The organism is Derxia gummosa DSM 723 (assembly GCF_000482785.1).
GTDB lineage: Bacteria > Pseudomonadota > Gammaproteobacteria > Burkholderiales > Burkholderiaceae_E > Derxia > Derxia gummosa.
The window spans coordinates 420,110-443,362 of record NZ_AXWS01000008.1 but is presented as its reverse complement, the minus strand read 5'-3'; the positions used below and the strand labels follow the sequence as shown (position 1 = coordinate 443,362).

Genomic DNA, 23,253 nt, shown 5'->3' with positions numbered 1-23,253 from the left:
CACGCCCCCCGGTCAGATCTTGCCTTCGGCCCAGCCCGCGACGCTCGCGAGCGCGGCCGGCAGGCCCGCCGGATCGGTGCCGCCGGCCTGGGCCGACTCAGGCTTGCCGCCGCCCTTGCCGCCGACCTGCTGGGCGACGAAGTTCACCAGCTCTCCGGCCTTGATGCGGCCGACCGCATCCGGCGTCACGCCCGCGACCAGGCTCACCTTGCCGCCGTCGACGGCCGCCAGCACGATCGCCGCCGTCTTCAGCTTGTCCTTGAGCTTGTCCATCGTCTCGCGCAGCGTCTTCACGTCGGCGCCCTCGAGCGTGGCTGCGAGCACCTTGATGCCCTTGATGTCCACCGCCTGCGCGGCGAGGTCGTCGCCCTGGCTCGACGCGAGCTTGCTCTTCAGGCGGGCGATTTCCTTCTCCAGCGCCTTCACGTTGTCGAGCAGCGCGCCGACCTTGGCGCCGACTTCCTCCGGCTGGGCCTTGAGCGCGCGCGCCGCATCGACGATCTGGGCCGCCTGCTTCTGCACATAGGCCACGGCGTTGTCGCCGGTGACGGCCTCGACGCGGCGGATGCCGGCCGCGACGCCGCCTTCGCTGACGATCTTGAACAGGCCGATGTCGCCAGTGCGGCCGACGTGCGTGCCGCCGCAGAACTCGACCGTCGAGCCGATGCTCAGCACGCGCACCTCGTCGCCGTACTTCTCGCCGAACAGCGCCATCGCGCCGGTCTTGATCGCGTCGTCGTACTTCATGACGCGGGCGTCGGTGTCGGCGTTGACCAGCACCTCGTGGTTGACGATGGCCTCGACCTGACGGATCTCGTCATCGGTCATGGCCTGGTGGTGGCTGAAGTCGAAGCGCGTCTTGTCGGCATCGACGAGCGAGCCGCGCTGCTGGACGTGGGTGCCAAGCACCTTGCGCAACGCCATGTGCAGCAGGTGGGTGGCCGAGTGGTTGCGCTTCGTGCGCTCGCGGCGCTCGCCGTCCACATCGGCATGCACGCTGTCGCCGACCTTGAGCGAGCCGCTTTCGAGCTTGCCGTGATGGCCGAACACGTCGGCCTGGATCTTCTGCGTGTCGGCCACGGCGAAGCTGAAGCCGTCGCCGGTGAGGCGGCCGGTGTCGCCATGCTGGCCGCCTGACTCGGCATAGAAAGGCGTCGTGTCGAGCACGACGATCGCGTCCTGGCCGGCGGCGACCGTCTCGACCTTGGCGCCATCGACGTAGAGCGCGACGACCTTGGCCTCGGCGCTCAGCTTCTCGTAGCCGACGAAGCTCGTCTTGTCGCCCGAGTAGTCGAGCGTGCCGACGGCCAGCTTGAACTTGCCGGCCGCGCGCGCCTGCTCGCGCTGGCGGTTCATCGCGGTCTCGAAGCCGGCTTCGTCGATGGTCTTGCCGCGCTCGCGCGCGATGTCGGCGGTCAGATCGACCGGAAAGCCGTAGGTGTCGTAGAGCGTGAAGACGGTGTCGCCATCGATGACGCCGCCGTCCTTCTGGAGCGCCACTTCGAGGATCTTCATGCCGTGCTCCAGCGTCTCGCCGAAGCGCTCCTCTTCCGCCTTGAGCACCTGCTCGATGCGCGCCTGCTCGGGCGGCAGTTCCGGGTAGGCCTCGCCCATCTCCTTGACCAGATCGCCGACGAGGCGATGGAAGAAGGGCTCCTTGCGACCAAGCTGCCAGCCGTGGCGCAGCGCGCGGCGGATGATGCGGCGCAGCACATAGCCGCGGCCTTCATTGCTCGGCGTCACGCCATCGACGATCAGGAAGCTGGTCGCGCGGATGTGGTCGGCGATGACCTTGAGCGAGTTGTTGGCGAGGTCCTGGCAGCCCGTCTCGCGCGCAGCGGCGGTGATAAGGCGCTGGAACAGGTCGATCTCGTAGTTGCTGTGAACGTGTTGCAGCACGGCGGCCACGCGCTCCAGGCCCATGCCGGTATCGACGCAGGGCGCGGGCAGCGGGGTCATCGTGTATTCGCCGGTCGCCGGATCGATCTGCCGGTCGAACTGCATGAACACGTTGTTCCAGATCTCGATGTAGCGGTCGCCGTCGGCGTCGGGCGATCCGGGCGGGCCGCCCCAGACGTCGGGGCCGTGGTCGTAGAAGATTTCCGAACACGGACCGCAGGGGCCGGTGTCGGCCATCTGCCAGAAGTTGTCGGAGGCATAGGGCGCGCCCTTGTTGTCGCCGATGCGCACGACGCGCTCGGGCGGCAGGCCAATCACCTTGGTCCAGATGTCGTAGGCCTCGTCATCGGTCTGATACACGGTGGCCCAGAGCTTGTCGGCCGGCAGGCCGAATTCCTTCGTCAGCAGCTCCCAGGCCCAGACGATGGCGTCGTGCTTGAAGTAGTCGCCGAACGACCAGTTGCCGAGCATTTCAAAGAACGTGTGGTGGCGCGCGGTGTAGCCCACGTTCTCGAGGTCGTTGTGCTTGCCGCCGGCCCGCAGGCAGCGCTGCACCGAGGCGGCGCGCACATAGGGGCGCTTGTCGGTGCCGAGGAACACGTCCTTGAACTGCACCATGCCGCTGTTGGTGAACAGCAGGGTCGGATCGTTGCCGGGTACGAGGCTCGACGAGCGGACGATGGTGTGGCCCTTCGACTCGAAGAACTTCAGGAACTTTTCGCGTATCTCGGCGGCTTTCATCTGCGGGCTTTCAGGCTCGGACTGGTCGGTGTTGTGATGGCTTTTCAGGTGCCTTTTGGGCACGGGAAAGTGTCTGCGGGACCGTCATGCTGCGGCCGTCCGGCCCCGTCAGACGCCGGCAACCTCGCTTGCGGGCGGGTTTCGGGCGGCCGGCGATTATACGAAGTCGAAAATGGCGGTCTTTTCCGTTTTCGACGCGCTCAGATTCGCGCGGTCGCGGGCCGTAAAGCAGTCAGGGGCGCAAGGGCCGCAGGAGCCCGCGACCGCCCGCAGCAAACCAGGATGGAGACCCACATGGCCCGCTTTCTCGCGCTTGACCAGGGCAGCAGTTCGTCACGCGCCGCCGTCTTCGATACCGACGGCCATCACACCGCCGTCGTGCAGAAGCCGCTGCCGGTGCGCTTCCCCCGGCCGGGCTGGGTCGAGCATGACCCGGCCGAGATCTGGCACACCCAGCTCGACGCGGCGCGCGACGCGCTGCTCGCGGGCGGTTCGGCCACGCTGGAACTGTCGGGCATCGCGATCACCAACCAGCGCGAGACCACCCTCGTCTGGAGCCGGCGCAGCGGCGCGCCGATCGGCCCCGCGATCAGCTGGCAGGACCGCCGCACCGTCGACTGGTGCGAGGCGCGCCGCGCCGAAGGGCTGGCACCGCTCGTGCGCGAGCGCACCGGCCTCGTCATCGACCCCTATTTCTCGGCCGGCAAGATCGCCTGGCTGCTCGACCACCTGCCCGGCGCGCGCCAGCTGGCCGAGGCCGGCGAGCTGGCCTTCGGCACCGTCGATTCCTGGCTGATCTGGAAACTCACCAACGGCGCCGTGCACGCGACCGACGTCACCAACGCCTCGCGCACGATGCTGTTCAACCTCGAACGCGGTGCCTGGGACCCGGAGCTGTGCGAGCGCCTGCGCATCCCGATGGCGCTGCTGCCCCAGGTCAAGCCCTCGGCCAGCTACTACGGTGATTGCGAGGTGCTCGGCGGCAACGTGTCGATCATGGGCGTGGCGGGCGACCAGCAGGCGGCGCTGTTCGGCCACGGCTGCCTGCTGCCGGGCCAAGCCAAGAACACCTACGGCACCGGCTGCTTCGTGCTGCTGCACACGGGCGAGGAGGCGGTGGCGAGCAAGCACGGCCTGCTCACGACGCGCGCGGCACAGATTTCGCGGCTGAAGGAGTACGCGCTCGAAGGCGCGGTGTTCGACGCCGGCTCGGTCGTGCAATGGCTGCGCGACGAGGTGAGGCTGTTCACGCGCACCGCCGACATCGAACCGCTCGCGGCGAGCGTGCCCGACACCGGCGGCGTGGTGCTGGTGCCGGCCTTCAACGGCCTCGGCTCGCCCTACTGGGACCCGTCCGCGCGCGCCGGCCTGCTCGGCATGACACGCGGCACGAGTCGCGCCCACATCGCCCGCGCCGCGCTGGAGAGCATCGCGCTGCAATCGACCGAGGTACTGCTGGCGATGCAGGCCGACGCCGCCACCAAGCTGACCGAACTCGTCGTGGACGGCGGCGCCTCGGCCAACAACCTGCTCATGCAGATGCAGGCCGACCTGCTCGGCGTGCCGGTGCGCCGGCCGGCCAACATCGAGGCGACGGCCTTCGGCGCCGCGTCGATCGCGGCCCACACCACCGGCACCTTCCAGCACGCCGAGAACCAGGACCTCGACTCGACCGTGTTCCAGCCGGTCATGAGCCGAGACGAGGCCGCCGCCCGGCTCGACCGCTGGCGCATGGCGGTCGGCCGCGTGGGCGGCTGGGCATGAGCCTGGCGGCCGGCTGGCCCGGTCCGCGCGTGCTCGCGCATCGCGGCGGCGGCAGCCTCGCGCCCGAGAACACGCTCGCGGCGCTGCGCGCCGGCCAGGCGCTCGGCGCGCGCGGCGTCGAGTTCGACGTGATGCTGTCGGGCGACGGCGTGCCGCTGCTGATGCATGACGCCGATCTCGGCCGCACCGTCGCCGGCCACGGCCGCGTAGCCGAACTGCCGGCCGGCGCCCTGCTCGCGCTCGATGCCGGCAGCTGGTTCGGCCCGGCCTTCGCGGGCGAGCGCGTGCCCGGCTACGCGCAAGCGCTTGCAGCCTGCGCCGCGCTTGGGCTGTGGATGAATGTCGAGATCAAGCCCGCGCACGAGGGCGTGGCCGAGGCGACCGGCGCGGCGGTGGCGCGGGCGACGCTCGACTGGCTCGGCGCGAACGAAACGGCGGCAGTCCCGGCAACCACCGACGCGACCGCGGGCATTGCCGGTTCTGCCGCGCCGCCGACCGCCGCGCCGCTGCTGTTCAGCTCCTTCTCGCGCGCCGCCCTGCTCGCCGCGCGCCAGGTCGCGCCCGGGCTGCCTCGCGGCCTGCTGGTCGAGACCATCCCGGCCGACTGGCCGGCGCGCGTCGCCGAGGTCGGCGCGGTCACGCTGCATGCGCGCCATGACGCCTTCACCGACGACTTCCTCGCCACGCTGCGCGCCGGCATCGCCGATGCCGGCCTGCCCGCCGTCGGACTGCTGGCCTGGACCGTCAACGATCCCGTCGAGGCCCGCCGGCTGCTCGACGCCGGCGTGGCGGTCTGCACCGACCGGCCCGATCTGATCCGCGCCGGCTGAGCCGCCGGCACCGCTCCGCCGGGGCTTGAGCCGGTCTCCTGCGCGCCGGTTTCATGCGCCGTCTCATCCCGTCGCTGGCCGGCGTGGCGGTGTCATGCCAGCCGCTTCTACTGCGCCCCGGCCCGCAGATAGCCGAGCACGGCCGCGACGATCGCGCGCTCCACCGCCGCCTCGGCGAAGGGTGGCGGCTCCAGCACCGCGCGGTGGACCAGCGCCTCGACCATCGTCATCACGGTCCAGGTCGCCAGCCCGGCGTCGATCGGCCCGGTCTCGGCGCGATGACGTTCGAGAAACGCGCGCAACTGGCCGGCAATGGCGGCGGCGCCTTCGGTCTCGGCGCCCGGGCGGTCGAGATTGGCGGCCTCGCCTTCGAGCACGTGGTGCAGCCTCGGCTCCAGCCGGTGCGCCTCCAGGCCGGCACGCACCAGCGCCGCGATGGCGAGCGCGAGCGAGTCGCCGGGCGCGCGCGACGCCCCGTCCCCCCGGTCCGCCAGCCCGTCGAGCGCCCCCGCGTAACGCCCGGCGAGCTGGAGCACATGCCGCTCGTGCAGCGCGGTGATCAGCGCCGCCTTGTTCGGGAAGTACTGGTAGAGCGACCCGACGCTGACGCCCGCCTCGGCGGCCACGCGATTGGTGTTGAGCGCCGCCAGCCCGTCGGCTTCGAGAATGCGAGCCGCGGTTTCGAGAATCGCCTCGACCATCGCCCGCGAGCGGGCCTGGCGCGGCAGCTTGCGCGGCGCAACGGCGGCGCTCGCGGAGATGGACGGCGTTTGCGAGGGTGACGAGGACACGGGCAGCTCCACGGAAAGAGGCGGCGCGAATGCGAGTTTCCGCGCTCCAGCGCGGCGCCTAGACTCGGCGCCTCCACAAGAACACGAGCCTTTGCTCGCATATTGCCTTCTCGCCGCCATGTCCGCTTCCCCTGCCTCGATCGCGCCCGCCGTGGCGCCGCCCGTGCCGCGCAGCCTGCTGCCGCTCGCGCTGCTCGTCTTCTTCGCCTTCCTGCCGCTCGGCATTCCGCTGTCGGTGCTGCCGCTGCTGCTGCACGACAAGCTCGGTGCCGGCACCACGCTGGTGGGCATCGTCATCGGCCTCGAATTCGTCGCGGCGGTGCTGTCGCGACCGCTCGGCGGCCGCATCGCCGACGGGCGCGGTCCGCGCGACGCCGTGCTGGCGGGCGTCGCGCTGATCGTGCTGGCGGGCGCCGGCTACTTCGCGGCGCTGGCCCTGCTCGGCCGGCCGGCGCTGGCGATCGGCGCGCTCCTGCTCGGGCGTGTCGCGCTCGGTGCCGGCGAGAGCCTGATCACCACCGGCGCGCTGGCCTGGGGCGTGGGCATGCTGGGCGTGCGCAGCGCCGGCCGCGTGATGGTGTGGGTGGGCATCGCGATCTATGCCGCCTTCGGCGCGGGGCCGGCGCTGGGCATCGCGCTGGAGCGGCGCGCCGGCTTCGGCGGCGTGGCCTTGCTCGCGACGCTGCTGCCGCTGGCGACCCTGCCCTTCGTCGCGCTGCTGCCACGCACGCCCGGTACCGGCGGGCGGCGCGTGCCCTTCGCCCAGGTACTGGGCCGGGTGCTGCTGCCGGGCGCGGGTCTGGCGCTGTGCGGCATCGGTTTCGGCGCGATCACGGCCTTCGTGTCGCTGCTGTTCGCCGAGCGCGGCTGGGCCGACGCGGCCTGGTGCTTCACCGCCTTCGGCGCGGGCTTCATCGGTGCGCGGCTGCTGTTCTCGGGCGCGCCCGACCGCTTCGGCGGGGCGCGCGTCGCGATGCCCTGCCTCGTGATCGAACTGGCGGGCCAGTTGCTGATCTGGGGCGGTGGCGCGCCGTGGATGGCCTGGCTCGGCGCCGCGCTGACCGGCTTCGGCTATTCGCTCGCCTTCCCGGCCTTCGGCGTGGAAGCGGTGCGCCGCGCGCCACCCGAGGTGCGCGGCGGCGCGATGGGGGCCTATGTGGCCTTCCTCGACGTGTCGCTCGGCGTGTGCGGACCGCTCAATGGCTGGGTGGCGGCGCACGCCGGACTGCCGGCCGTCTATCTGGTGGGCGCGGCGGGCGCGGCGCTGGCCTTCGGCGTGGCGCTCGCGCTGCTCAGGGCACCGCGCGCGGCGGGTTGAGCGGCGGGGTCGCCGGCCCCGCGCGCGGCCGGCGCGCGGCCGGCGCGACAAGCACGTCGGCCGCGCCGTCTTCACGAAACCCGCGGGCTCAGGCCGCCGCCCTGCCGCCGGCCTCCTGCGCCAGCCGCCAGGCCACGATCTCCGCGACGCTGATCATCGTCAGCCCATGCCGCCGGGCGTAGGCGTCGAGCTGGGCGCCGCGCGTCATCGTGCCGTCGTCGTTCATCAGCTCGCACAGCACGCCGGCGGGCTTGAGGCCCGCGAGCCGCGCCAGATCGACCGCGCTCTCGGTATGACCACGCCGTTCCAGCACGCCGCCCGGCCGCGCGCGCAGCGGAAACACGTGGCCCGGCCGGTGCAGGCTCGCGGCCGACGCTCCGTCGGCGATCGCGGCGCGGATGGTGGTGATGCGGTCGGCCGCCGACACGCCGGTGCTCACGCCGCTCGCCGCCTCGATGCTCACGGTGAAGGCGGTGCCGTAGGCACTCTGGTTGGCCGCGACCATCGGCGGCAGGTCGAGCCGGTCGGCCTGCGCGTCGGTGAGGCACAGGCAGACGATGCCGCTGCAATCGCGGATGAAGCGGGCCATCGTCTCGACCGTCATGGTCTCGGCGGCGACGATCAGGTCGGCCTCGTTCTCGCGGTCGAAGTCGTCGCACACGATGACGGGACGGCCGGCGCGCATGTCGGCCAGGGCGCGCTGCATGCGCAGCGCGACGGGTTCGGCGGGCTGGCCGCCGGCAAAGCTGGATTGCTGATTCATGTTTGAAACGCTCTCGCTGAGGGCAAAAGACATTTCAGGGGACGAACGCCGACGGGCACCGGCGCGCGCACGCGACGGTGCCCGAGGGCAAAGCGTCTTCTTTCATCCGGACTGTGACCGTCGGCCCCGGCATTCGACCGGGTCTGCTGACCCCATGCCGGGCGGCACGGGCGCTCGCGGGCTCGTCGCGCGGGGCGACCTACCGCCGGTGGGGAATTCCGCCCCGCCCTGAAGACCATGCGCGGGCGGGATTGCCCGCGCCGGCTCAGTGTAAACCCGCAGATGCGCTCAACCGCCGCCGACCCCGCGCACGACATGGCCGGTGCCCGCGCATTCGGGGCAGGCTTCGTCGGCTTCGATGCGGCCGCTGCCGCCGCAGCGCGGGCAGATGGCCTCGCCGCTGCCGGGCGTGCCCGGAGGCGCTTCGTTGCCGGGCGCGTCGGGCGCCTCGGCGTCGTCGTCCGGCGCCACCGTCGCCAACGGCGCCAACGGCGCCGGACGCTCGGCCGGATTCCAGTGCCGCGTGCCCGGGGCGCGCGGATCGGGGATGACGAGGGCTTGGAACACGGCGGACTCCCGGTGGCGCGACAGGCGGGATGCGCTGTCGGGGCGGCAGTCGCCGCAAGGGCCGTTCCCGCGTGCTGCAAGCGCTTGCGACGACGGCGCGCGCCGGGCACGTCGCGGGCGCGGGTCAGCCGTCGGCGGAAGGATTTACGCGCCGGCTGCAATTCCGGCGCGGCCCGGCTCAGGCCGCGACGCTGACCGTCTTGCCACTGCTGCCGCCCCAGTCGTCGGAAGCGATGCCGAGGTAGTGCGACAGCATGCCGTTGACCATCTGCGCGAGGCGGGCGCTGTCGCCGGTCGAGGCGGAAGACGCGCTGCCGTCCGAGGTCGAAGACGACGAGGACGACGACGCGCCGCCGGCCTGGTCGAACAGGCTCTTCATCGTGTCCTCGAAGCTGCCGATCTCGTCGCTGCTCAGACTGCCGTCGCCATCGCCGTCGATCGTGTCGAACAGCTTGGTGAGCTGGCTCGACGCGGTGCTGGTGCCGCTGCCGTCGTCGAGGCCGAACTCGCTCTTGCTGACGCTGCCGTCGTCGTCGCTGTCGAGGCCGCTCAGCCCGCCCTGGCCGCCGCCGGGGCCGCCCGAAGGCGGCGGGCCGGGTGGCGGGCCACCGGCGCCGCCCATGCCGCCCATGCCGCTCATCGCGTTGTGCATCTGGGCGAAATTGACGCTCGACATGGCCTGCTGGCGCTGGCTGTCCATGTCGCTCGACAGCTCGTCGCTGCTGAGGCTGCCGTCGCCGTCGCTGTCGGCGCGCTTGAAGATGTCGTCCACCGAGGTGGAGGACGTGCTGCCGCTGGCCGACGTCAGGCTGTCCAGCGCCGATTGCATCTCGGTCTTGCTGATGGCGCCGTCACCGTCGCCGTCGAGCTTGTTGAACATCTCCTGCTGCATGCGCGCGCCGCCGCCGCGCTCCGCGCCGCCCGTGCGGCCCCAGCCTTGCATCGTGCTGCCGCCGATGCTTCCGATCGTGCTCATTGCCCGCTCCTCTGGAAGTCGCCTCCGGCGTCGTGCCGGAGGCCGTGGAGCCATCGTCGAAGCCGTGTGTGCTCGTCTTGTTGCCCGCTTGTATCAGGGTCGATACGAAGGGGCTGCGGTCCGGAAAGGGCTGTTTTTCGGAGTTTTGCCGGAGAGCGTCGGAGCCGGGATCGGCCCGGGCGATCGGCGCCGGCGGCCCTGTCCCGAAGGCATGCGCGGGCGGCCCGGCGTGCAGCCGCCCGGGCTCAGCCATGAGCCGGCAGCGCGAGCCGGGCGACGAGGCCGCCGGAAGCGCCGTTGCGCAGCGCGAGCGTGCCGCCGTGGCGCCGCGCGATGTCGCGCGCGATGGCGAGGCCGAGACCGACGCCGCCGGTGGCACGGTTGCGCGAGGCCTCGCCGCGCACGAAGGGCTCGAACATCGCCTCGATGCGCTCGGGCGCGATGCCGGGGCCGTCGTCGGCCACCTCCACCACCACCGCGCCGCCTTCGTCGCGCACGGTCAGACGGGCGCAGCCGCCGTAGCGCAGCGCGTTCTCGACCAGATTTGCCACGCAGCGCCGCAGCGCGAGCGGCTGGCCGCGCACGACATGGCGCGGCGCGACGCCCTCGGCCGACAAGGCCGTGCCGGCGCCGACCGCACCGACCGCACCGACCGCACCGACTGCGCCGACTACGCCGACCGCGCCGTGCGCGTCGGGCGCGGGCGCCACCAAAGTCACCGCGCGGCCGCAATCGGCCTCGTCATCAGCCAGCGCCGCGACCAGCGCCGCCACGTCGAGCGGTGCGAATGGCTCGGGGCTGGTGTCGCCACGCAGATGGTCGAGGGTGGCGGCGATCATCGCGTCCATCTCGGCGATGTCGCGCCGGAAGCGCTCGCGCTCGGCGGTGTCGGCCAGCGCCTCGCTGCGCAGGCGCAGCCGGGTGAGCGGCGTGCGCAGGTCATGCGAGACGGCGGCGACGAAGCGGCGGCGCTCGTCGCGCTGTTCGCGCAGGCGGGCCTGCATGGCGTTGAACACGCGCGCGGCCTCGCGGGCCTCGGCGGGGCCGTCGGTTTCGTCGAGCGGTGCGCGGTCGAGGTCGTCGCCCAGTTCGCGCGCAGCGCCCGCGAGCCGGCCGATCGGCCGGGCGAGCCAGCGCGCGCCGATCCAGGCGCCGAGCACCACGGCCGCGGCGCGCACGCCGATGTCGATGAGCAGGCCGGCGCGCAGCTCGCGCGGCATGGCGGGCGGCGCGCCAGCACCGGGCGCGGGGCCGGGGCGATCCATGCCGACCTCGCGCGGCCGCCCGGCGTCGGCCACGCCGACTTCGGACCACGCGCCGGGCGCCGGGGCCGGCGGCGCGCCTCCAGGCGGCGCCCACGGCCCGGCGCCGGCCGCGAGTGCCGGCCCCGGTGGCGGCGGCCCGCGCGGGTCCAGCTCGAACATCAGCGTCAGCGCCAGCACGTGGCTCACCGCCAGCAGCACCAGCAGCAGCGCCAGCAGCCGGCCGAACAGCCCGCGCGGCAGCAGGCAGGCAAGCGCTTTCATCCCGGCTGCGGCCGCCGGCTTGCGGGCGCCTTCACGTCAGGCCCGCCGCGCGACCGGAGCGCGCGCGGTCGGCGCGCTGAACACATAGCCCTCGCCGCGCACCGAGCGGATCAGGCGCGGATCGCGCGGGTCGTCGGCGAGCTTGCGGCGCAGCCGCGAGACGAGCAGATCGATGCTGCGGTCGAGCGCGGGCTCGCCGCCGGCATTGCGGTCGCGCGCCAGATCGGCCAGCTGCTCGCGCGTGAAGATGCGCTGCGGCCGGCGCAGGAAGGTGCTGAGCAGCCGGAACTCGGCGTTCGACAGCGCCACCAGCGTGCCGTCGGGCGCGGTGAGGCGGCGGCTTTCGGTCTCCAGCCGCCAGCCGTCGAAATGCACGGCCTCGTCCACGCCGGCCGGTGCGCTGCCGGCGCGACGCAGCACGGTGTGGATGCGCGCCACCAGCTCGCGCGGCTCGAAGGGCTTGGTGAGGTAGTCGTCGGCGCCGAGTTCGAGGCCGAGCACGCGGTCGGCCGGCTCGCGCCGCGCGGTGAGCAGGATGACGGGCAGCTCGTCGCGCCGGCGCAACTCGCCCAGCAGCGCGAGGCCGTCCTCGCCGGGCAGCATCAGGTCGAGCACGACGAGCGCCGGGCGCTGCGCGGCGATGGCGGCGCGCATGGCGGCGCCGTCGGCGGCGGGGCGCGGATCGAGGCCGTAGCGGCGCAGGAAGTCGCAGACGAGGACGCGCAGGTCGGTGTCGTCATCGACGACGAGAATCGAGGGATTGGCCGGCATGACGGGCTCCGGGAGCAAGGCGCGGGGCAGCGCCCCGCCAATCCGGTGCAGCCTATGCGGCGCCTCGCCCTTCAATTGGCAGGAATGCGGCCGTAAACGCGGCCCGCTCGGTGTCTCGGCCGAGCCGGCGGAAATGCGCGCGCAACATGCGCCGGGCAGGCGGCTCCGGGCGCAGAGGCAACCCGCGGACCGCGCGCCGGTGGACCTCGGCCTCCGGCCCCACCGAGGCGGGCTGGCGCTTCAGACCGCGAAGCGCCTGGGCGCCTGCGGCAGCCCGGCCTCGACGGTCGCCTCGCACAGTCCGGTGGCCCAGCGCCGGGCGCGCAGGCCGGTCTCGGCCTCGACCTGCTTGGCGCGACCGTGCAGGTCGGCCAGCGACAGGTCGATCGGCGGGCCGCTGAAGCACAGCGCCACGCGGTTGCCGGCATCGATCTCCGGCAGCATCAGCACGCGGCCGTCGAACACCTCCATCAGCCGGCGCCGGTTGCGCGGAAAGCTCTCGTGCTCGCCGAACAGGTTGACCACCACGATGCCGGCCGGCTTGAGCAGCGCGCGGCAGCCGGCGTAGAAGTCGAGCGAGTCCTCGACCGGGCCGCGCGCCTGGGCGTCGTAGAGGTCGATCTGGATCACGTCGTGGCGCGCCGCGCGGCCCTTGCCGGCAAGGCGGCCGGCCTGGCGCGCGACGAATTCGGCCGCGCCGTCCTCCACCACCGCGAGCCGCGCGTCGTCGGGCGGCAGGCTGAACATGCTGCGCGCCACCGCGATCACCTCCGGATCGCGCTCGACGGCGGTGATGGCGCAGGGAAAGCGCGCCCAGCAGTACTTGGTGAGCGCCGCCGCGCCCAGCCCGAGCTGCAGCACCGAGAAGCCGGCTGCGGCGGGGTCGAGAAAGATGAGCCAGGCCATCATCTGGCGCACGTATTCCAGCTCGATCTCCCAGGGGCGCGACAGCCGCATCGCGCCCTGGATCCATTCGGTGCCGAAGTGCAGATAGCGCACCCCACGGTCCTCGGACAGGGTGATGCCTTGCGGGCGGAAGGGCTTGGGGCTGGCGGTCATGACGGCGAGGGCGGGAATCGGCGGGCGCGCATTGTGCCCGCGCGCGGCGGCCCGGCGACGGACGGCGCCGGATCGCCGGACCGGCGCGCGCCCCGCCCGCCCCGCCCGCCTCAACCGCCGCGCCGCCCCACCCAGCGCCCGACGCCCCAGGCGATCGCGCCCGTGAGCGCCGCGATCACCAGCGCCATCACCCGGAAGCCGTGCGGATGCTCGGCCAGCGGAATACCGCCCACGTTCATGCCGAACATGCCCGACACGAGATTGATCGGCAGCGCGAGCACGGTGACGAGCGTGAGCGTGAACAGGATGCGGTTGCTCTCCTCGGCCAGGCGGGCGGCGGCCTCGTCCTGCATGAGCTTGAGCCGCTCCTGCACGCCGCCGATGTCGCGCAGCACGAGCGCGAAGTCCTCGGTCGCGGCTTGGAGCCCGGCCACGTCGGCGGCCGGCACCCAGGCCGGCGGGCGCGCGAGCATGCGCATGAGCGCGTTCGGCTCCGGCGCGAGCAGGCGTTGCAGCCGGCCCATGAGCCGGCGCAGGCGCGGCAGCTCGCGGGTCTGGCCGTCGTGGCGACCGGCGAGCAGCGCGTCCTCGATCGCATCGGCGCGCTCGGCCACCTGACGCACGATGGCCTGGAGTTCGTCGGCCTGGTCGCGCAGCAGATGGTCGAGCAGCGCCACCGGCGAGCCCGGCAGCTCGCCGCGCCGCACCGCCATGCGCAGTCGGTCGACGGCGCGCAGCGGATGGCGGCGCGCGCTCACGAACAGCCTCGGCCCGGCGGCGAGCCAGAGCGTGGCCACGTCGCCGGCGTCGAAGGCGAAGTCGAACACCACGTCGTTCATCACGGCGAACAGCCATTCGCCGTCGCGCTCGATGCGCGTGGTGCGCGAACCGCCGTGCAATTCGTCGAAGAAGTCCTCGCTCAGCCCTGCATGGGCGCGCAACCAGGGCTCGGCGCCCGCATGCGCGAGGTTGAAGTGCAGCCACAGGAAGCCGGGCGCCTCGCCCGCGAGCCAGCCCGCGGCATCGGTGCAGTGCGGCAGCGCAACAGCCTCGGCGCCGGGCGGGAAATGCCAGCCGCAGATGAGACCGTGGTCGTCGGCGCCGTAGCTGGCGGTGGCGGCGGGAAGCGGAAGGTTCATCGGGGGGCAGCGCCGACGGCGCCCGGGCGGAGGGGGCGCAAAAGCTGCCACGGCTTCATGCCATGCCGATGACAGTCCGTACCCACCTCGCCGACCGTCATCGCGGTGCAACAAAAAGCCGCCGCGAGCCGGCGCGCGCTTGCCGACGAGGGGGGCGGACTGCATCGTCCACCCCGCCTCCAGGTACGGGCGCCAGCGCGACGCCCGACACACAAAGACAACCCGCATCGGCCACAGAGCCAACACAACGCGAGGACTGACCATGAGTTACACCGTGCGTTTCGCCACCGACCTGCGCCAGCCGGCCCAGTGCATCGAGCTTGCCTCCGAAGACCAGGCCATCGCCGAGGCCAAGCGCCTCGCCCGCGAAGGCGTCGCCAACCACGCCTGGGCCGCGCTGCGGCTGGCCGACGGCCTGACCTTCCTGGCGATGAACGTGAACGGCGAGGTCGAGGCGACGCGCCTCGCCAACTGAGGCGGCCGACGCTCGCGCGACGGCACGGCGGCGTCGCGCGGCTGTCATTCGCGTCGGTCAGGCTGGCGGCGTGATCGCGCCCCGGGCGCGGTCGGTCTCACAGGACGACGCCCATGCTCAAGGAAGACGCGGTTGCCAGCCTCGGCCCCGCCGGGCTGCTGCTGCCCGGCCGCATCAACGCCGCGCTGGCGGCCAATGACCGCCTCAAGTTCTGGTTCACCGTGCTGCAGGCAGCGCTGGCGCAGGCCACCGGGCAGACGCCGGCGAACGCCGACTTCAGCCGCGAACGCGCGCTGACGGGCATCGCCCAGCCCTGGCCCGAAGCCCTCGTCACCGAAGCCCGCCTCGACGGCGACCAGCTGCTCGTGCCCGGACTCGCGCGGCTGCGCGACGCCATCGCGGCCGACCTGCGCCTTATGGCGCGCCCGCTGCTCGACACCGCCGCCGACGCCGGCTGGCAGGCGCGGCTCGACCGCCTTTGCGCCGGCCTCGGCGACTGGGCCGACGGCGCCATCGCGCCGGCCGCCATCGCCGCCGTCACGCACGGCGACCGCGACGCCGGCGACAGCGCCCATCTGTTCGTGATGGACATGCACAAGGCCATCAACCGGCTCGCCGCCGGCCTCGCCACCGAGGACATCGACGGCGCCCACGGCTGGCGCCTCGGCGGCGACGACGACCGCGAGCGCGTGCGCGCCTTCATGCGCGGCCTGCACCGCACCGCCGCGCTCAAGTTCGACCATCCCGGCCTCGATACCGCCGCCACCCGCGACGGCAACCGCCTGCTGATCCAGAACGACATCGGCACCAACGACGCCCACGTCATCGTCATCCACGTCGAGCCGGCGCGCGTCAGCCTCACCTACTCCGACCTGCACGCGCCGCGCTTCGAGTTCTTCCGCCGTCGTCTCGAAGCGGCCGGCGGACGCTGGACCGCCGCCCGCAGCACGGTCACGCCCGGCCTCAACGCAGGCCACAGCCATGTGGTCGGCACCGCCGTGTTCGAGGCCGACGGCCCGGTCGCGCTCGACCGCGCGCTCGACGCCATCGGCGCCGAACTCGTCTTCCTCATCGACTGGAACCGCGCCCGCAAGCAGCTGGGCCGGCTGGTGGACAAGCCGCTCGCCGTCACCGTGCTCGACCGCGCCGCCCGGGCCGGCCACGGCCACATGGCCTTTCTGCGCGCCGGCGGCGACCGGCTCGTGTTCGCGGCCATGCAGGCCATCGACGGCGGCGTGTTCCGCCTCGGCGACACGCTCGACGGCGTGCTCGGCGCCGAGGCGGCCGGCGACTTTCTCGTCCAGGTACTGGGGCTGGCGGCGCGCGCGCTGCTGGCTGGCCGCCCCGTGTCGCTGGTGGAGGACGAGAGCCGCGTGCTGCTGGCCCGGCTGGTGGCGCGCCGCACCGCCGGCTGGGAGCTGCTGGCCGACCACGCCGCCTGGTGCCACGAACTGGCGCGCGGCCTCGGCGACTGCCTCGGCCACGGCGCCGACGCCGCCGAGCTGGCGCGCCGCGCCCGGCGCTGGGAACGCGCCGCCGACGAATGCGTGCTGGCCGCCCGCGTCGGCGCCGAACGCCAGCCGCGCCGCGCCCGCGTCGCGCACATCCTCGGCCGGGCCGACGACGTGGCCGATTCGCTCGAAGCCGCCGCCTTCATCCACGGCCTGGCCGCCGGCGCGTCCGCCGGCGGACGGCCCGACGCTCTCCCGCCCGGCGCTCTCGTGCTCGGCACCGCGACGCCCGGCGAGGCCAGCCCAGGCGTACCGACGCCGAGCGCCACCGCCCTGCCCGACGCGGCGCGCGGCCCGCTGCACGCGCTGGCCGAAGCCACCGTCGGCGCCGTGCGCGACTGGATCCGCGCCATCGAGATCGCGCGCCAGCTGCCCGCCACCGGCCGCGCCGACGACACCGACGCCCTGCTCGACATCAGCTGGCGCATCGCCGCCGCCGAGCGCCGCTGCGACGAACTCTGGCGCGACGTCCGCCGCGCGCTGCTGGCCGGCCCCTGCTCGCCCGTCGCCCATCAGCTCGCGGTCGAGCTGGCCGGCCATCTCGAAGACGCCACCGACCACCTGCTCGCCGCCAGCCACGAACTGCGCGACCTCGTCCTCGCCGACGCCGGCGCCGCCCCGGGAGCCTCCGCATGACGCCCGACCTGCACTTCCTCGGCACGGCGCGCGACGGCGCCGAGCTGCCCGGCCCGCAAGCCATCGGCTTCAAGGCATGGAACCTCGCGCGCATGGCCGCGCTCGGGCTGCGCATTCCGCCCGCCTTCGTGCTCGGCACGCGCCATTGCGCCGAGGCCGCCGCCGGCCCGCGCCTGCCCGAGCCACTGCGCGCCGCCCTGCCCGGCGCGCTGGCCGAACTCGAAGCCGCCACCGGCCGCCGCTTCGGCGATCCGGCCCGGCCGCTGCTGGTGTCGGTGCGCTCGGGCGCGCCTGTGTCGATGCCCGGGATGATGGACACGCTGCTCGACATCGGCCTGTGCGACGCCACCCTGCCCGGCCTGCTGCGGCTCACCGGCAATCCCCGGCTCGCGTGGGACAGCCTGCGCCGCCTCGTCGCCAGCCATGCCGAGGTCGTCGGCGGATGCGATCCGGCGCCGTTCGAGGCCGCCGTGCGCGAACTCGCCCCCGACGGCGACGAACGCCGGCTCGACTGGGCCGGCATGCGCGCGCTGGCGCTGCGCAACCTCGCGCTGGCGCGCGCCGCCGGCGCCCCGCTGCCCGCCGCGCCGCTCGACCAGCTCGAAGCCGCCATCGCCGCCGTGTACGCGAGCTGGCGTTCGCCGCGCGCCGTCGGGTACCGCCGCGCGCGCGGCATCGACGACGCGATGGGCACGGCGGTGATCGTGCAGGCCATGGTGTTCGGCAATGCCGGCGGCGCCTCGGGCGCGGGCGTCGGCTTCACGCGCGACCCGACCCGAGGCGCGCCCGGCCTGTGGGTCGATTTCCTGTTCAACGCCCAGGGCGAGGACGTGGTGTCGGGCCGGCGCAGCGCCCACGGTCATGACGCACTCGCCGCCGGCATTCCGGCGGTCTGGCGCGAACTTGAAGACGGCGCCGACCGGCTCGAACGCGGGCTGGGCGACATGCAGGACATCGAGTTCACCGTCGAGGACGGCCGGCTGTGGTGGTTGCAGACCCGTGCCGGCAAGCGCACGCCGGTGGCGGCGGCACGCATCGCGCTCGACCTGCACGCGGCCGGCGTGATCGACGCCGCCGAGGCGCGCCGCCGCGTGGCCGGGCTGGACGCGCGCACGCTCGCGGTCGAATGCCTCGCCCAGGCCGACGGCTCCGCCGCCACGCCCGACGCACGGGCGCCGAGCGCGAGCAGTGGCGTGGCGGTGGGCGCGATCACGCTCGACGCCGAGGCTGCGCGCCGCCTCGCCGCCACCGGCCGTGCCGTGGTGCTGGTGCGCCACGACGCCGAGACCGACGACATCGCCGCGCTCGAAACCGCCGCCGGCCTGCTCACCGCGCGCGGCGCGCGCACCTCGCACGCGGCGGTGGTCGCGCGCCAGCTCGGCAAGGTCTGCCTCGTGGGCTGCGACGGGCTGGAAATCGACCCGGCCCGGCGCCGCCTGCGCCTCGGCGATCGCACGCTGGCCGAAGGCGACGACATCACCCTCGACGGCAATTCCGGCGCGGTGTACGCGGGCGCGCTGGCCACGCGCGCCGAAGCCGACGCCGGCCTGCTCGCCCGGCTGGCCGCCTTGCGCGCGGGCGAGTGCGCCGACTCCCGCCCGTTGGCCTGAATCGCCGGCCTGAATCGCCGGTCTGGCCCGGCTGCCTGGCAGCCTGACTGACGGCCGACCGCCCGCCCGGCACGCGCCCGCCGATTCAGCCCGCCAGCGTCGATAAATCCAGCGCGTCGCGCCAGGCCGCGAGCTTGACCGCGTGCGGAATCGACGCATTGGCCGGGCTGGTCGACGGCAGCACCCGCACGTCGAAGCCGAGCGCGCGCCAGTGCTCGGCGAATTTCCCGCTCGTGCGGCCGTTGTGGCAGATGCGCGCGAGCCGGGGCGCCCGCGCGCGCAGGGCCGCGAAATCGTTGGGCTCGGCGAGGCGGATGGCGCTGTCGAGGCTGCCCTCGCGCTCGCAGGCGGCGTACACGTCCCAGAGCGCGAGGCCGGCGTCGAGCAGCGCGGCGAGCCGGTCGGCATAGGCCATCGCCACCAGGTCGCGGCCGATCACCTCGCCCACGATCGGCCAGAAGCGGTTCTGCCGATGGGCGTAGTACTGCCCCGCCGCAAGCGACGCCGCGCCCGGAAAGCTGCCGAGGATGAGCACCCGCGACGTCGGCCCGACCACGGGCGCGAGGCCGGTCAGGCGGGTGGCGGAAGACGATGCGGAGACGGGCTTCATGACCGGCGATTCTGCCGTGCCGGGTTGCGCGCTGTCCGCGCTGACGCGGCCGACTGGCGGGACCATGGCCGCCGCGCCGGCGCCGCCACATGCGCCACATGGGCGACACGACAGCGGCTGGCCGACCGCATTCCCCCACGCCGCGCGGGGCTATCCTCCGCAGCGGCCCGCCGGCGCGGCGGGCGCCAACCTCCGGAGAACAACATGCCCCGCAACAACATCGCCTTCATCGAGCGAGCCAAGGTGCCCGCCCTCACCGCCCTCAACGCCGCCATCGCCGGCCTCAAGTTCAAGCTCGTGGTCGAGCACGACTACAAGCCCTTCGAGATCGCCGGCTACCTGCCCTGCACCCTCGACGGCGAGGACGCCGGCTTCGACATGCGCTTCGCCAGCGCCGCCGAGCATGCCGGCAAGAGCGAGGCGCTTGGGCCCGTGCTGGGCGCGCGCGACGTGGCCATCGCCATCAAGTGGGGCGGCGATCCGCGCGAGGTCGCGGCGGCCTACATCGTCATCGCCGCGCTGGCCAAGGACTTCGACGCGCTCGTCATCGATGCCGACAAGGGCACGCTGTTCGAGGCCGCCAAGCTGGTGACGCGCGCGCGCAATTCGCTCGACGAGCTTTGATGCACGCGCCGCGCCCGGCCCGGCGCACGACGACGCGCCGGGCACGGCGGGTTCGCGGGGCGACGAAGCGCCGCCGCGCGACCGCCACGCCGGCTCAGCGCATCGCATAGCGCAGCGTCACGAACACCTCGCGCTGCGGGGTGTTGTAGCCGTAGGCCGTCTCGTAGCGCTTGCCGCCGGCGTTGTCGATGCGCGCATCCAGCGCCCAGTCGCGACAGAGCTGGGTGCTCGCGCGCAGGTCGAGGCGGGTGTAGCCGCCGAGCTTCACCTCGCCGCCGCCGTCGGTGTCGCGGCGCTCGTCCACCGCCTTCAGGCTCGCGCCGACGCTCCAGTTGCCGATGCGCTGGTCGGCGTTGATGCCGGCGCTGCGCTTGGCGCGACGCGGCAGCCAGGCGTCGGTGGTCTCGTTGCGCGGGTCGATCAGGTCGAGCGTGGCGCCAAGATCGAGGTCGTTGGCGAGATGGGCGGTCCAGCTCGCGGTCCAGCCGGTCACGAGCGCATGCGGCACGTTGGTGGGCGTGCGGCCCGAGGTGATGAAGTTGCGCACCCGGTTGCCGAACCAGGCGACGCGCAGGTCATGCCCGGCGCCCGCGTAGCGCAGGCTGAATTCGCGGTGGCGGCCTTCTTCCGGCAGCAGGTTCGGGTTGCCGAACACCGGCCAGTAGAGCTGGTTGAAGCTCGGCGCCGCGAAGCTCGTGCCCACCGAGGCGCCCAGCCGCCAGCGCGGCAGGAATTCGTAGCCGTAGCCTGCGGTGCCGTTGTTCTGCGTGCCGTACTGGCTGTTGCGGTCGTGGCGGGCGCTGAGCTGCCACACGTGCGCGCCGGCGCGGCCGTCGAGGCCGGTGACGAAGGCGTCGATGTCGCGCGAGGTCTCGACGAAGTCGGCGCCGTCCTTGTGCGCGCTCTGACGGGTGTGCTCGACCGCCGCGAGCAGCGTGCCGACCGGCGTGTCGAAGCGGTTGTCGATCGCCGCCTGGTCCTGCCGCGTGCGGAAGTTGCCGAGGCTCCACGACTGGGCCGCGGTGTAGGTGTCGGACACGTCGGTGCTGCTGCCGGCGCGCACGGTCATGCGCCAGACCGGCGTGATGCTGCCGTCGAGCGAGGCGGCGATCACCTGGCCGCGCTGATGGCTCTTGGCCGAGGCGTCGGGCGCGGCGGGGTCGATGCCGTCATCGAAATCGCTTACGCCGCGCGTGCCGATGGCGCTCGCGCGCAGCCGCCAGTCGGGCGAGATGCGCCAGCCGAAGCCGGCATTGCCCGAGGTCTGGCTCATGCCGTCGTTGTCGGGATGCCAGTTGTCGAAGGGCGCGCGCGGATTGCTGCCCGACTGCCCGCGCCGCCGCGTGCCCTGCACGCCAGCCGACCAGTCGAAGGCGCCGTCGTCGCCGGCCACGCCCGCGAACCCGGCATTCGCGCTGCGGAAGCCCGCGCTGCCGGCGGTGACGGCCGCGTTCGGCGCGAAGCCGGCGGCGCCCGCCGCGTCGGTCGCCTGCCGGCTGCCCGCGCGCGTGAAGATCTGGATCACGCCGCCGACGGCATCGCTGCCGTACAGGCCGCTGGCCGGGCCGCGCACGATCTCGATGCGCTCGATGGCCGACAGCGGCAGGTTCTCGAAGATCGGCTGGCCGGCCGACACCGAGCCGTAGCGCACACCGTCAATCAGCAGCAGCGTGTGGCGGCCGTCCATGCCGCGCAGATAGAGGCTGCTCAGGCTGCCGTAGCCGCCCGTGGTGGCGGCCTGCACGCCGGCGCGGCGCGAGATCACGTCGGCGAGGCTGCGGCCCTCGGCGCGTTCGAGTTCGGCGCGGTCGATGACGGTCACGTCGGCGATCAGCTCGTCGGCGCGCGCCGGCTGGCGGGTAGCCGTCACCACCACCTGGGGCAGTGCGGCCGAATCATCGGAAGCGGCCAGCGCGGCCGGTGCGTGGAAGGACAGCAGCGCAAGCGCCGCCGCGACCGGGCACAGACGCCCGGCGGAGGAATTGGAATGCATGAAAGGCAAGTCGGGATGACTGCCGGAACCCGCCTCCCCGCGAGCCCGGACGACAAGACCGCGCGCGAACGCGGTCACCTGCTGGCCGGTATCCGGGCTGGCGGAACCGCCGGCGCCGCCTTCCCGGCCGTACCGCCCGAAAGGCAGGTTGACCAGTGGCGAAGCGCGCCGGCTGGGGTCGTGGACCCCGTCCGCTTACCGTTGCGGGGGCAGCGCAGGTTGGCGTGATCCGGTGGATCGGGCGCTTCCTGCTTCCCGTTTAACCGCCGCGACCGAGAGGCACGGCGAGCACCAGGCGGCGCGGATGATACAGACGGAAACCGGCCGGGCCGCGCACGCCGCGCGGCGCGAGGCTGCCGCCCGTCGCCCCCGCGCGTCGCGCCGGCCGGCACCGGTCCGCTGCGCCGCAGCATCGCGGCCGTCCCGCAAGGAGCCTGAATGAAGCCCTGGTCGTCCTCCTCCACGTCACCGATCGCGCGGTGCATGGCGCCCGTCGTGAACGGCGTCCTCGCCGGCGCCGGGGCGACTGTCGCCGCGATGCTGCTCGGTGCCCTCGCCGGCTGCGCCCAGTCTGGCCAGCCGGTCGCGCGCGACGCGGCCGATGCCCCGCGCGTGACGGTCGAGTTCGTCGAGCCCGAGCGCTTCGTCGATGCGCGCCTGCGCGGCGGGCGCGGCGCCGACGACAGCGTGCTCGACCTGCTGCGCGCCCATCTCGTCGAGCAGGCGCGCGGCTGCCTGCCCGCCGGCAGCAGCCTCACGGTGCGCATCACCGACATCGATCTCGCCGGCGAGACGCCGCCGCTGCTGGCCGCGACCGATTTCCGCGTGATGCGCGACATCACCTGGCCGCGCATCGACCTCGACTGGCGCCTCGCCGATGCCGACGGCACGACGCTCGCGGCGCGCAGCGAAAGCGTGTCCGACATGAACTATCTGCGTGGCGCCGCCGTGCGGGCCGACGGCGCGCCGCTGCGCTACGACCGCGCGCTGCTGAGCGGCTGGCTGCGCCGGCGCTTCTGCCCCTGACGGCACGCGCCCGCGCGCCGGTCGGCGCGATGGCACGAGAACCGTGAGCCCGGCGCCCGCGCGCCGGCCGCCGCCGCGACCGTCAGGCCGCGACCGGATGCATCTGGCTTTGCAGATAGTTGGGCAGGCCGACCAGCTCGATGAGGCCGAGCTGCTTCGACAGCCAGTAGGCGTGGTCGACCTCGGTATCGACCAGCATCGGAATCAGCACCTCGCGGCTCACGAAGTCCGAATGCCGCTCGCACACGGCGATCGCGGCGCGCACGTTCTGCGTCACCGAGATCTCGACCGCGAGATCGTTGGCGAACAGGCTCGGCAGGTCGCTGCCGATGTTGAGCGCGCTGGGCCGCATGTCGGGCATGCCGCCGAGCATCAGGATGCGGCGGATCAGCGCGTCGGCATGGCCGGTCTCATCTTCCATCTCGTGCGAGATGCGGTCGGCGGCCACGTCCAGGCCCCAGTCATAAAGCATGCGCGAGTGGATGAAGTACTGGTCGCGCGCCGCGAGTTCGTCGACGAGCAGCGCGTTCAGGGCATCGATGACGGCTGGGTGGCCTTGCATGGTGGACATTCCTGGCAGGGGAAATTGACCGCCCGATGATGGTTGCCGCCCCTGCACGCGTC

General features: G+C 73.4%; 20 protein-coding genes and 2 riboswitches. Of the genes, 8 read left to right on the top strand and 12 right to left on the bottom strand.

What is annotated here, in order from left to right:
- Positions 1 to 12 precede the first annotated feature (12 nt).
- Positions 13 to 2,640, bottom strand: coding sequence for an alanine--tRNA ligase (alaS, locus tag H566_RS0108285; protein WP_028311076.1), 2,628 nt, complete (start codon positions 2,638 to 2,640; stop codon positions 13 to 15).
- Positions 2,641 to 2,934: 294 nt separating this feature from the next.
- On the opposite strand from alaS, the gene glpK reads away from it, so the two are divergent.
- Both glpK and H566_RS0108275 read left to right on the top strand, forming a co-directional pair.
- The gene (gene glpK / locus H566_RS0108280) at positions 2,935 to 4,404 is read left to right on the top strand and encodes a glycerol kinase GlpK (protein WP_028311075.1); all 1,470 of its coding nucleotides are present in this window, start codon (positions 2,935 to 2,937) and stop codon (positions 4,402 to 4,404) included.
- A complete protein-coding gene (locus H566_RS0108275) occupies positions 4,401 to 5,234 on the top strand; it encodes a glycerophosphodiester phosphodiesterase family protein (protein WP_034410989.1) in 834 nt (277 codons plus the stop codon). The genes glpK and H566_RS0108275 overlap by 4 nt, the downstream gene beginning before the upstream one ends.
- Positions 5,235 to 5,341: 107 nt before the next feature.
- Here the strand turns inward: H566_RS0108275 and H566_RS0108270 are convergent, their stop codons facing one another.
- Positions 5,342 to 6,025, bottom strand: coding sequence for a TetR/AcrR family transcriptional regulator (locus H566_RS0108270; protein WP_051378595.1), 684 nt, complete (start codon positions 6,023 to 6,025; stop codon positions 5,342 to 5,344).
- Positions 6,026 to 6,143: 118 nt separating this feature from the next.
- On the opposite strand from H566_RS0108270, the gene H566_RS0108265 reads away from it, so the two are divergent.
- Positions 6,144 to 7,343 carry an MFS transporter gene (locus tag H566_RS0108265; RefSeq protein WP_028311073.1) on the top strand — a complete coding sequence of 400 codons (1,200 nt, stop codon included), beginning with the start codon at positions 6,144 to 6,146 and terminating at the stop codon, positions 7,341 to 7,343.
- Positions 7,344 to 7,431: 88 nt separating this feature from the next.
- On the opposite strand, the gene ribB is transcribed toward H566_RS0108265, so the two are convergent.
- The 7 genes from ribB to H566_RS23770 form a co-directional block, all read right to left on the bottom strand.
- Positions 7,432 to 8,139 (bottom strand): 3,4-dihydroxy-2-butanone-4-phosphate synthase, encoded by a 708-nt coding sequence (ribB, locus tag H566_RS0108260; protein ID WP_169732506.1) that lies wholly within the window; start codon positions 8,137 to 8,139, stop codon positions 7,432 to 7,434.
- Between the two features lie 57 nt (positions 8,140 to 8,196).
- A riboswitch (FMN riboswitch) is annotated at positions 8,197 to 8,346 on the bottom strand.
- A gap of 48 nt (positions 8,347 to 8,394) precedes the next feature.
- Complete coding sequence (locus H566_RS0108255; RefSeq protein WP_245591308.1) at positions 8,395 to 8,673, bottom strand: hypothetical protein; 279 nt, start codon at positions 8,671 to 8,673, stop codon at positions 8,395 to 8,397.
- Between the two features lie 178 nt (positions 8,674 to 8,851).
- On the bottom strand, positions 8,852 to 9,649 hold the full coding sequence (locus H566_RS0108250; protein ID WP_028311070.1) for an EF-hand domain-containing protein: 798 nt from the start codon (positions 9,647 to 9,649) through the stop codon (positions 8,852 to 8,854).
- Between the two features lie 245 nt (positions 9,650 to 9,894).
- Positions 9,895 to 11,175 (bottom strand): ATP-binding protein, encoded by a 1,281-nt coding sequence (locus tag H566_RS23780; protein WP_034410988.1) that lies wholly within the window; start codon positions 11,173 to 11,175, stop codon positions 9,895 to 9,897.
- A 36-nt stretch (positions 11,176 to 11,211) separates the two neighbouring features.
- Positions 11,212 to 11,946, bottom strand: a complete 735-nt coding sequence (locus tag H566_RS0108240; protein ID WP_028311069.1) for a response regulator — start codon at positions 11,944 to 11,946, stop codon at positions 11,212 to 11,214.
- Between the two features lie 240 nt (positions 11,947 to 12,186).
- A complete protein-coding gene (locus tag H566_RS23775) occupies positions 12,187 to 13,005 on the bottom strand; it encodes a class I SAM-dependent methyltransferase (protein ID WP_245591307.1) in 819 nt (272 codons plus the stop codon).
- 110 nt (positions 13,006 to 13,115) lie between these two features.
- Entirely contained in the window at positions 13,116 to 14,144 is a 1,029-nt protein-coding gene (locus tag H566_RS23770) for a transporter (RefSeq protein ID WP_034410986.1), read from the bottom strand.
- Between the two features lie 262 nt (positions 14,145 to 14,406).
- Between H566_RS23770 and H566_RS0108225 the strand changes: the two genes are divergently transcribed.
- From H566_RS0108225 to H566_RS0108215, 3 genes are all read left to right on the top strand, one after another.
- Positions 14,407 to 14,619: a hypothetical protein gene (locus H566_RS0108225; RefSeq protein WP_028311068.1), complete on the top strand. Its 213-nt coding sequence runs from the start codon at positions 14,407 to 14,409 to the stop codon at positions 14,617 to 14,619.
- 113 nt (positions 14,620 to 14,732) lie between these two features.
- Positions 14,733 to 16,766 (top strand): hypothetical protein, encoded by a 2,034-nt coding sequence (locus H566_RS0108220; protein WP_028311067.1) that lies wholly within the window; start codon positions 14,733 to 14,735, stop codon positions 16,764 to 16,766.
- The gene (locus H566_RS0108215; protein ID WP_028311066.1) at positions 16,763 to 18,376 is read left to right on the top strand and encodes a PEP/pyruvate-binding domain-containing protein; all 1,614 of its coding nucleotides are present in this window, start codon (positions 16,763 to 16,765) and stop codon (positions 18,374 to 18,376) included. Before H566_RS0108220 ends, H566_RS0108215 begins: the two co-directional genes overlap by 4 nt.
- 85 nt (positions 18,377 to 18,461) lie before the next feature.
- On the opposite strand, the gene H566_RS0108210 is transcribed toward H566_RS0108215, so the two are convergent.
- On the bottom strand, positions 18,462 to 18,986 hold the full coding sequence (locus H566_RS0108210) for a DNA-deoxyinosine glycosylase (RefSeq protein WP_034410984.1): 525 nt from the start codon (positions 18,984 to 18,986) through the stop codon (positions 18,462 to 18,464).
- 204 nt (positions 18,987 to 19,190) lie between these two features.
- Between H566_RS0108210 and H566_RS0108205 the strand changes: the two genes are divergently transcribed.
- The gene (locus H566_RS0108205; protein WP_028311064.1) at positions 19,191 to 19,610 is read left to right on the top strand and encodes a hypothetical protein; all 420 of its coding nucleotides are present in this window, start codon (positions 19,191 to 19,193) and stop codon (positions 19,608 to 19,610) included.
- A 94-nt stretch (positions 19,611 to 19,704) separates the two neighbouring features.
- Here H566_RS0108205 and H566_RS0108200 read toward each other — a convergent pair whose 3' ends face one another.
- Entirely contained in the window at positions 19,705 to 21,603 is a 1,899-nt protein-coding gene (locus H566_RS0108200; RefSeq protein ID WP_028311063.1) for a TonB-dependent receptor domain-containing protein, read from the bottom strand.
- A gap of 66 nt (positions 21,604 to 21,669) precedes the next feature.
- Positions 21,670 to 21,914: riboswitch (cobalamin riboswitch) on the bottom strand.
- Between the two features lie 127 nt (positions 21,915 to 22,041).
- Here H566_RS0108200 and H566_RS23765 point away from each other — a divergent pair.
- Entirely contained in the window at positions 22,042 to 22,629 is a 588-nt protein-coding gene (locus tag H566_RS23765) for a DUF3016 domain-containing protein (RefSeq protein ID WP_084544884.1), read from the top strand.
- Positions 22,630 to 22,711: 82 nt separating this feature from the next.
- On the opposite strand, the gene bfr is transcribed toward H566_RS23765, so the two are convergent.
- Entirely contained in the window at positions 22,712 to 23,191 is a 480-nt protein-coding gene (gene bfr, locus H566_RS0108190) for a bacterioferritin (RefSeq protein ID WP_028311062.1), read from the bottom strand.
- Positions 23,192 to 23,253 lie beyond the last annotated feature (62 nt).

Coding starts and splice junctions, on each gene's coding strand:
- H566_RS23770 (WP_034410986.1), bottom strand. CDS start 14,144: ATGAACCTTCCGCTTCCCGCCGCCACCGCCAGCTACGGCGCCGACGAC.
- ribB (WP_169732506.1), bottom strand. CDS start 8,139: ATGTCTTTTGCCCTCAGCGAGAGCGTTTCAAACATGAATCAGCAATCC.
- H566_RS0108210 (WP_034410984.1), bottom strand. CDS start 18,986: ATGAAGCCCGTCTCCGCATCGTCTTCCGCCACCCGCCTGACCGGCCTC.
- H566_RS0108215 (WP_028311066.1), top strand. CDS start 16,763: ATGACGCCCGACCTGCACTTCCTCGGCACGGCGCGCGACGGCGCCGAG.
- H566_RS0108220 (WP_028311067.1), top strand. CDS start 14,733: ATGCTCAAGGAAGACGCGGTTGCCAGCCTCGGCCCCGCCGGGCTGCTG.
- H566_RS0108225 (WP_028311068.1), top strand. CDS start 14,407: ATGAGTTACACCGTGCGTTTCGCCACCGACCTGCGCCAGCCGGCCCAG.
- H566_RS0108205 (WP_028311064.1), top strand. CDS start 19,191: ATGCCCCGCAACAACATCGCCTTCATCGAGCGAGCCAAGGTGCCCGCC.
- H566_RS0108200 (WP_028311063.1), bottom strand. CDS start 21,603: ATGCATTCCAATTCCTCCGCCGGGCGTCTGTGCCCGGTCGCGGCGGCG.
- H566_RS23780 (WP_034410988.1), bottom strand. CDS start 11,175: ATGAAAGCGCTTGCCTGCCTGCTGCCGCGCGGGCTGTTCGGCCGGCTG.
- H566_RS23765 (WP_084544884.1), top strand. CDS start 22,042: ATGAAGCCCTGGTCGTCCTCCTCCACGTCACCGATCGCGCGGTGCATG.
- alaS (WP_028311076.1), bottom strand. CDS start 2,640: ATGAAAGCCGCCGAGATACGCGAAAAGTTCCTGAAGTTCTTCGAGTCG.
- bfr (WP_028311062.1), bottom strand. CDS start 23,191: ATGCAAGGCCACCCAGCCGTCATCGATGCCCTGAACGCGCTGCTCGTC.
- H566_RS0108275 (WP_034410989.1), top strand. CDS start 4,401: ATGAGCCTGGCGGCCGGCTGGCCCGGTCCGCGCGTGCTCGCGCATCGC.
- glpK (WP_028311075.1), top strand. CDS start 2,935: ATGGCCCGCTTTCTCGCGCTTGACCAGGGCAGCAGTTCGTCACGCGCC.
- H566_RS0108265 (WP_028311073.1), top strand. CDS start 6,144: ATGTCCGCTTCCCCTGCCTCGATCGCGCCCGCCGTGGCGCCGCCCGTG.
- H566_RS23775 (WP_245591307.1), bottom strand. CDS start 13,005: ATGACCGCCAGCCCCAAGCCCTTCCGCCCGCAAGGCATCACCCTGTCC.
- H566_RS0108240 (WP_028311069.1), bottom strand. CDS start 11,946: ATGCCGGCCAATCCCTCGATTCTCGTCGTCGATGACGACACCGACCTG.
- H566_RS0108250 (WP_028311070.1), bottom strand. CDS start 9,649: ATGAGCACGATCGGAAGCATCGGCGGCAGCACGATGCAAGGCTGGGGC.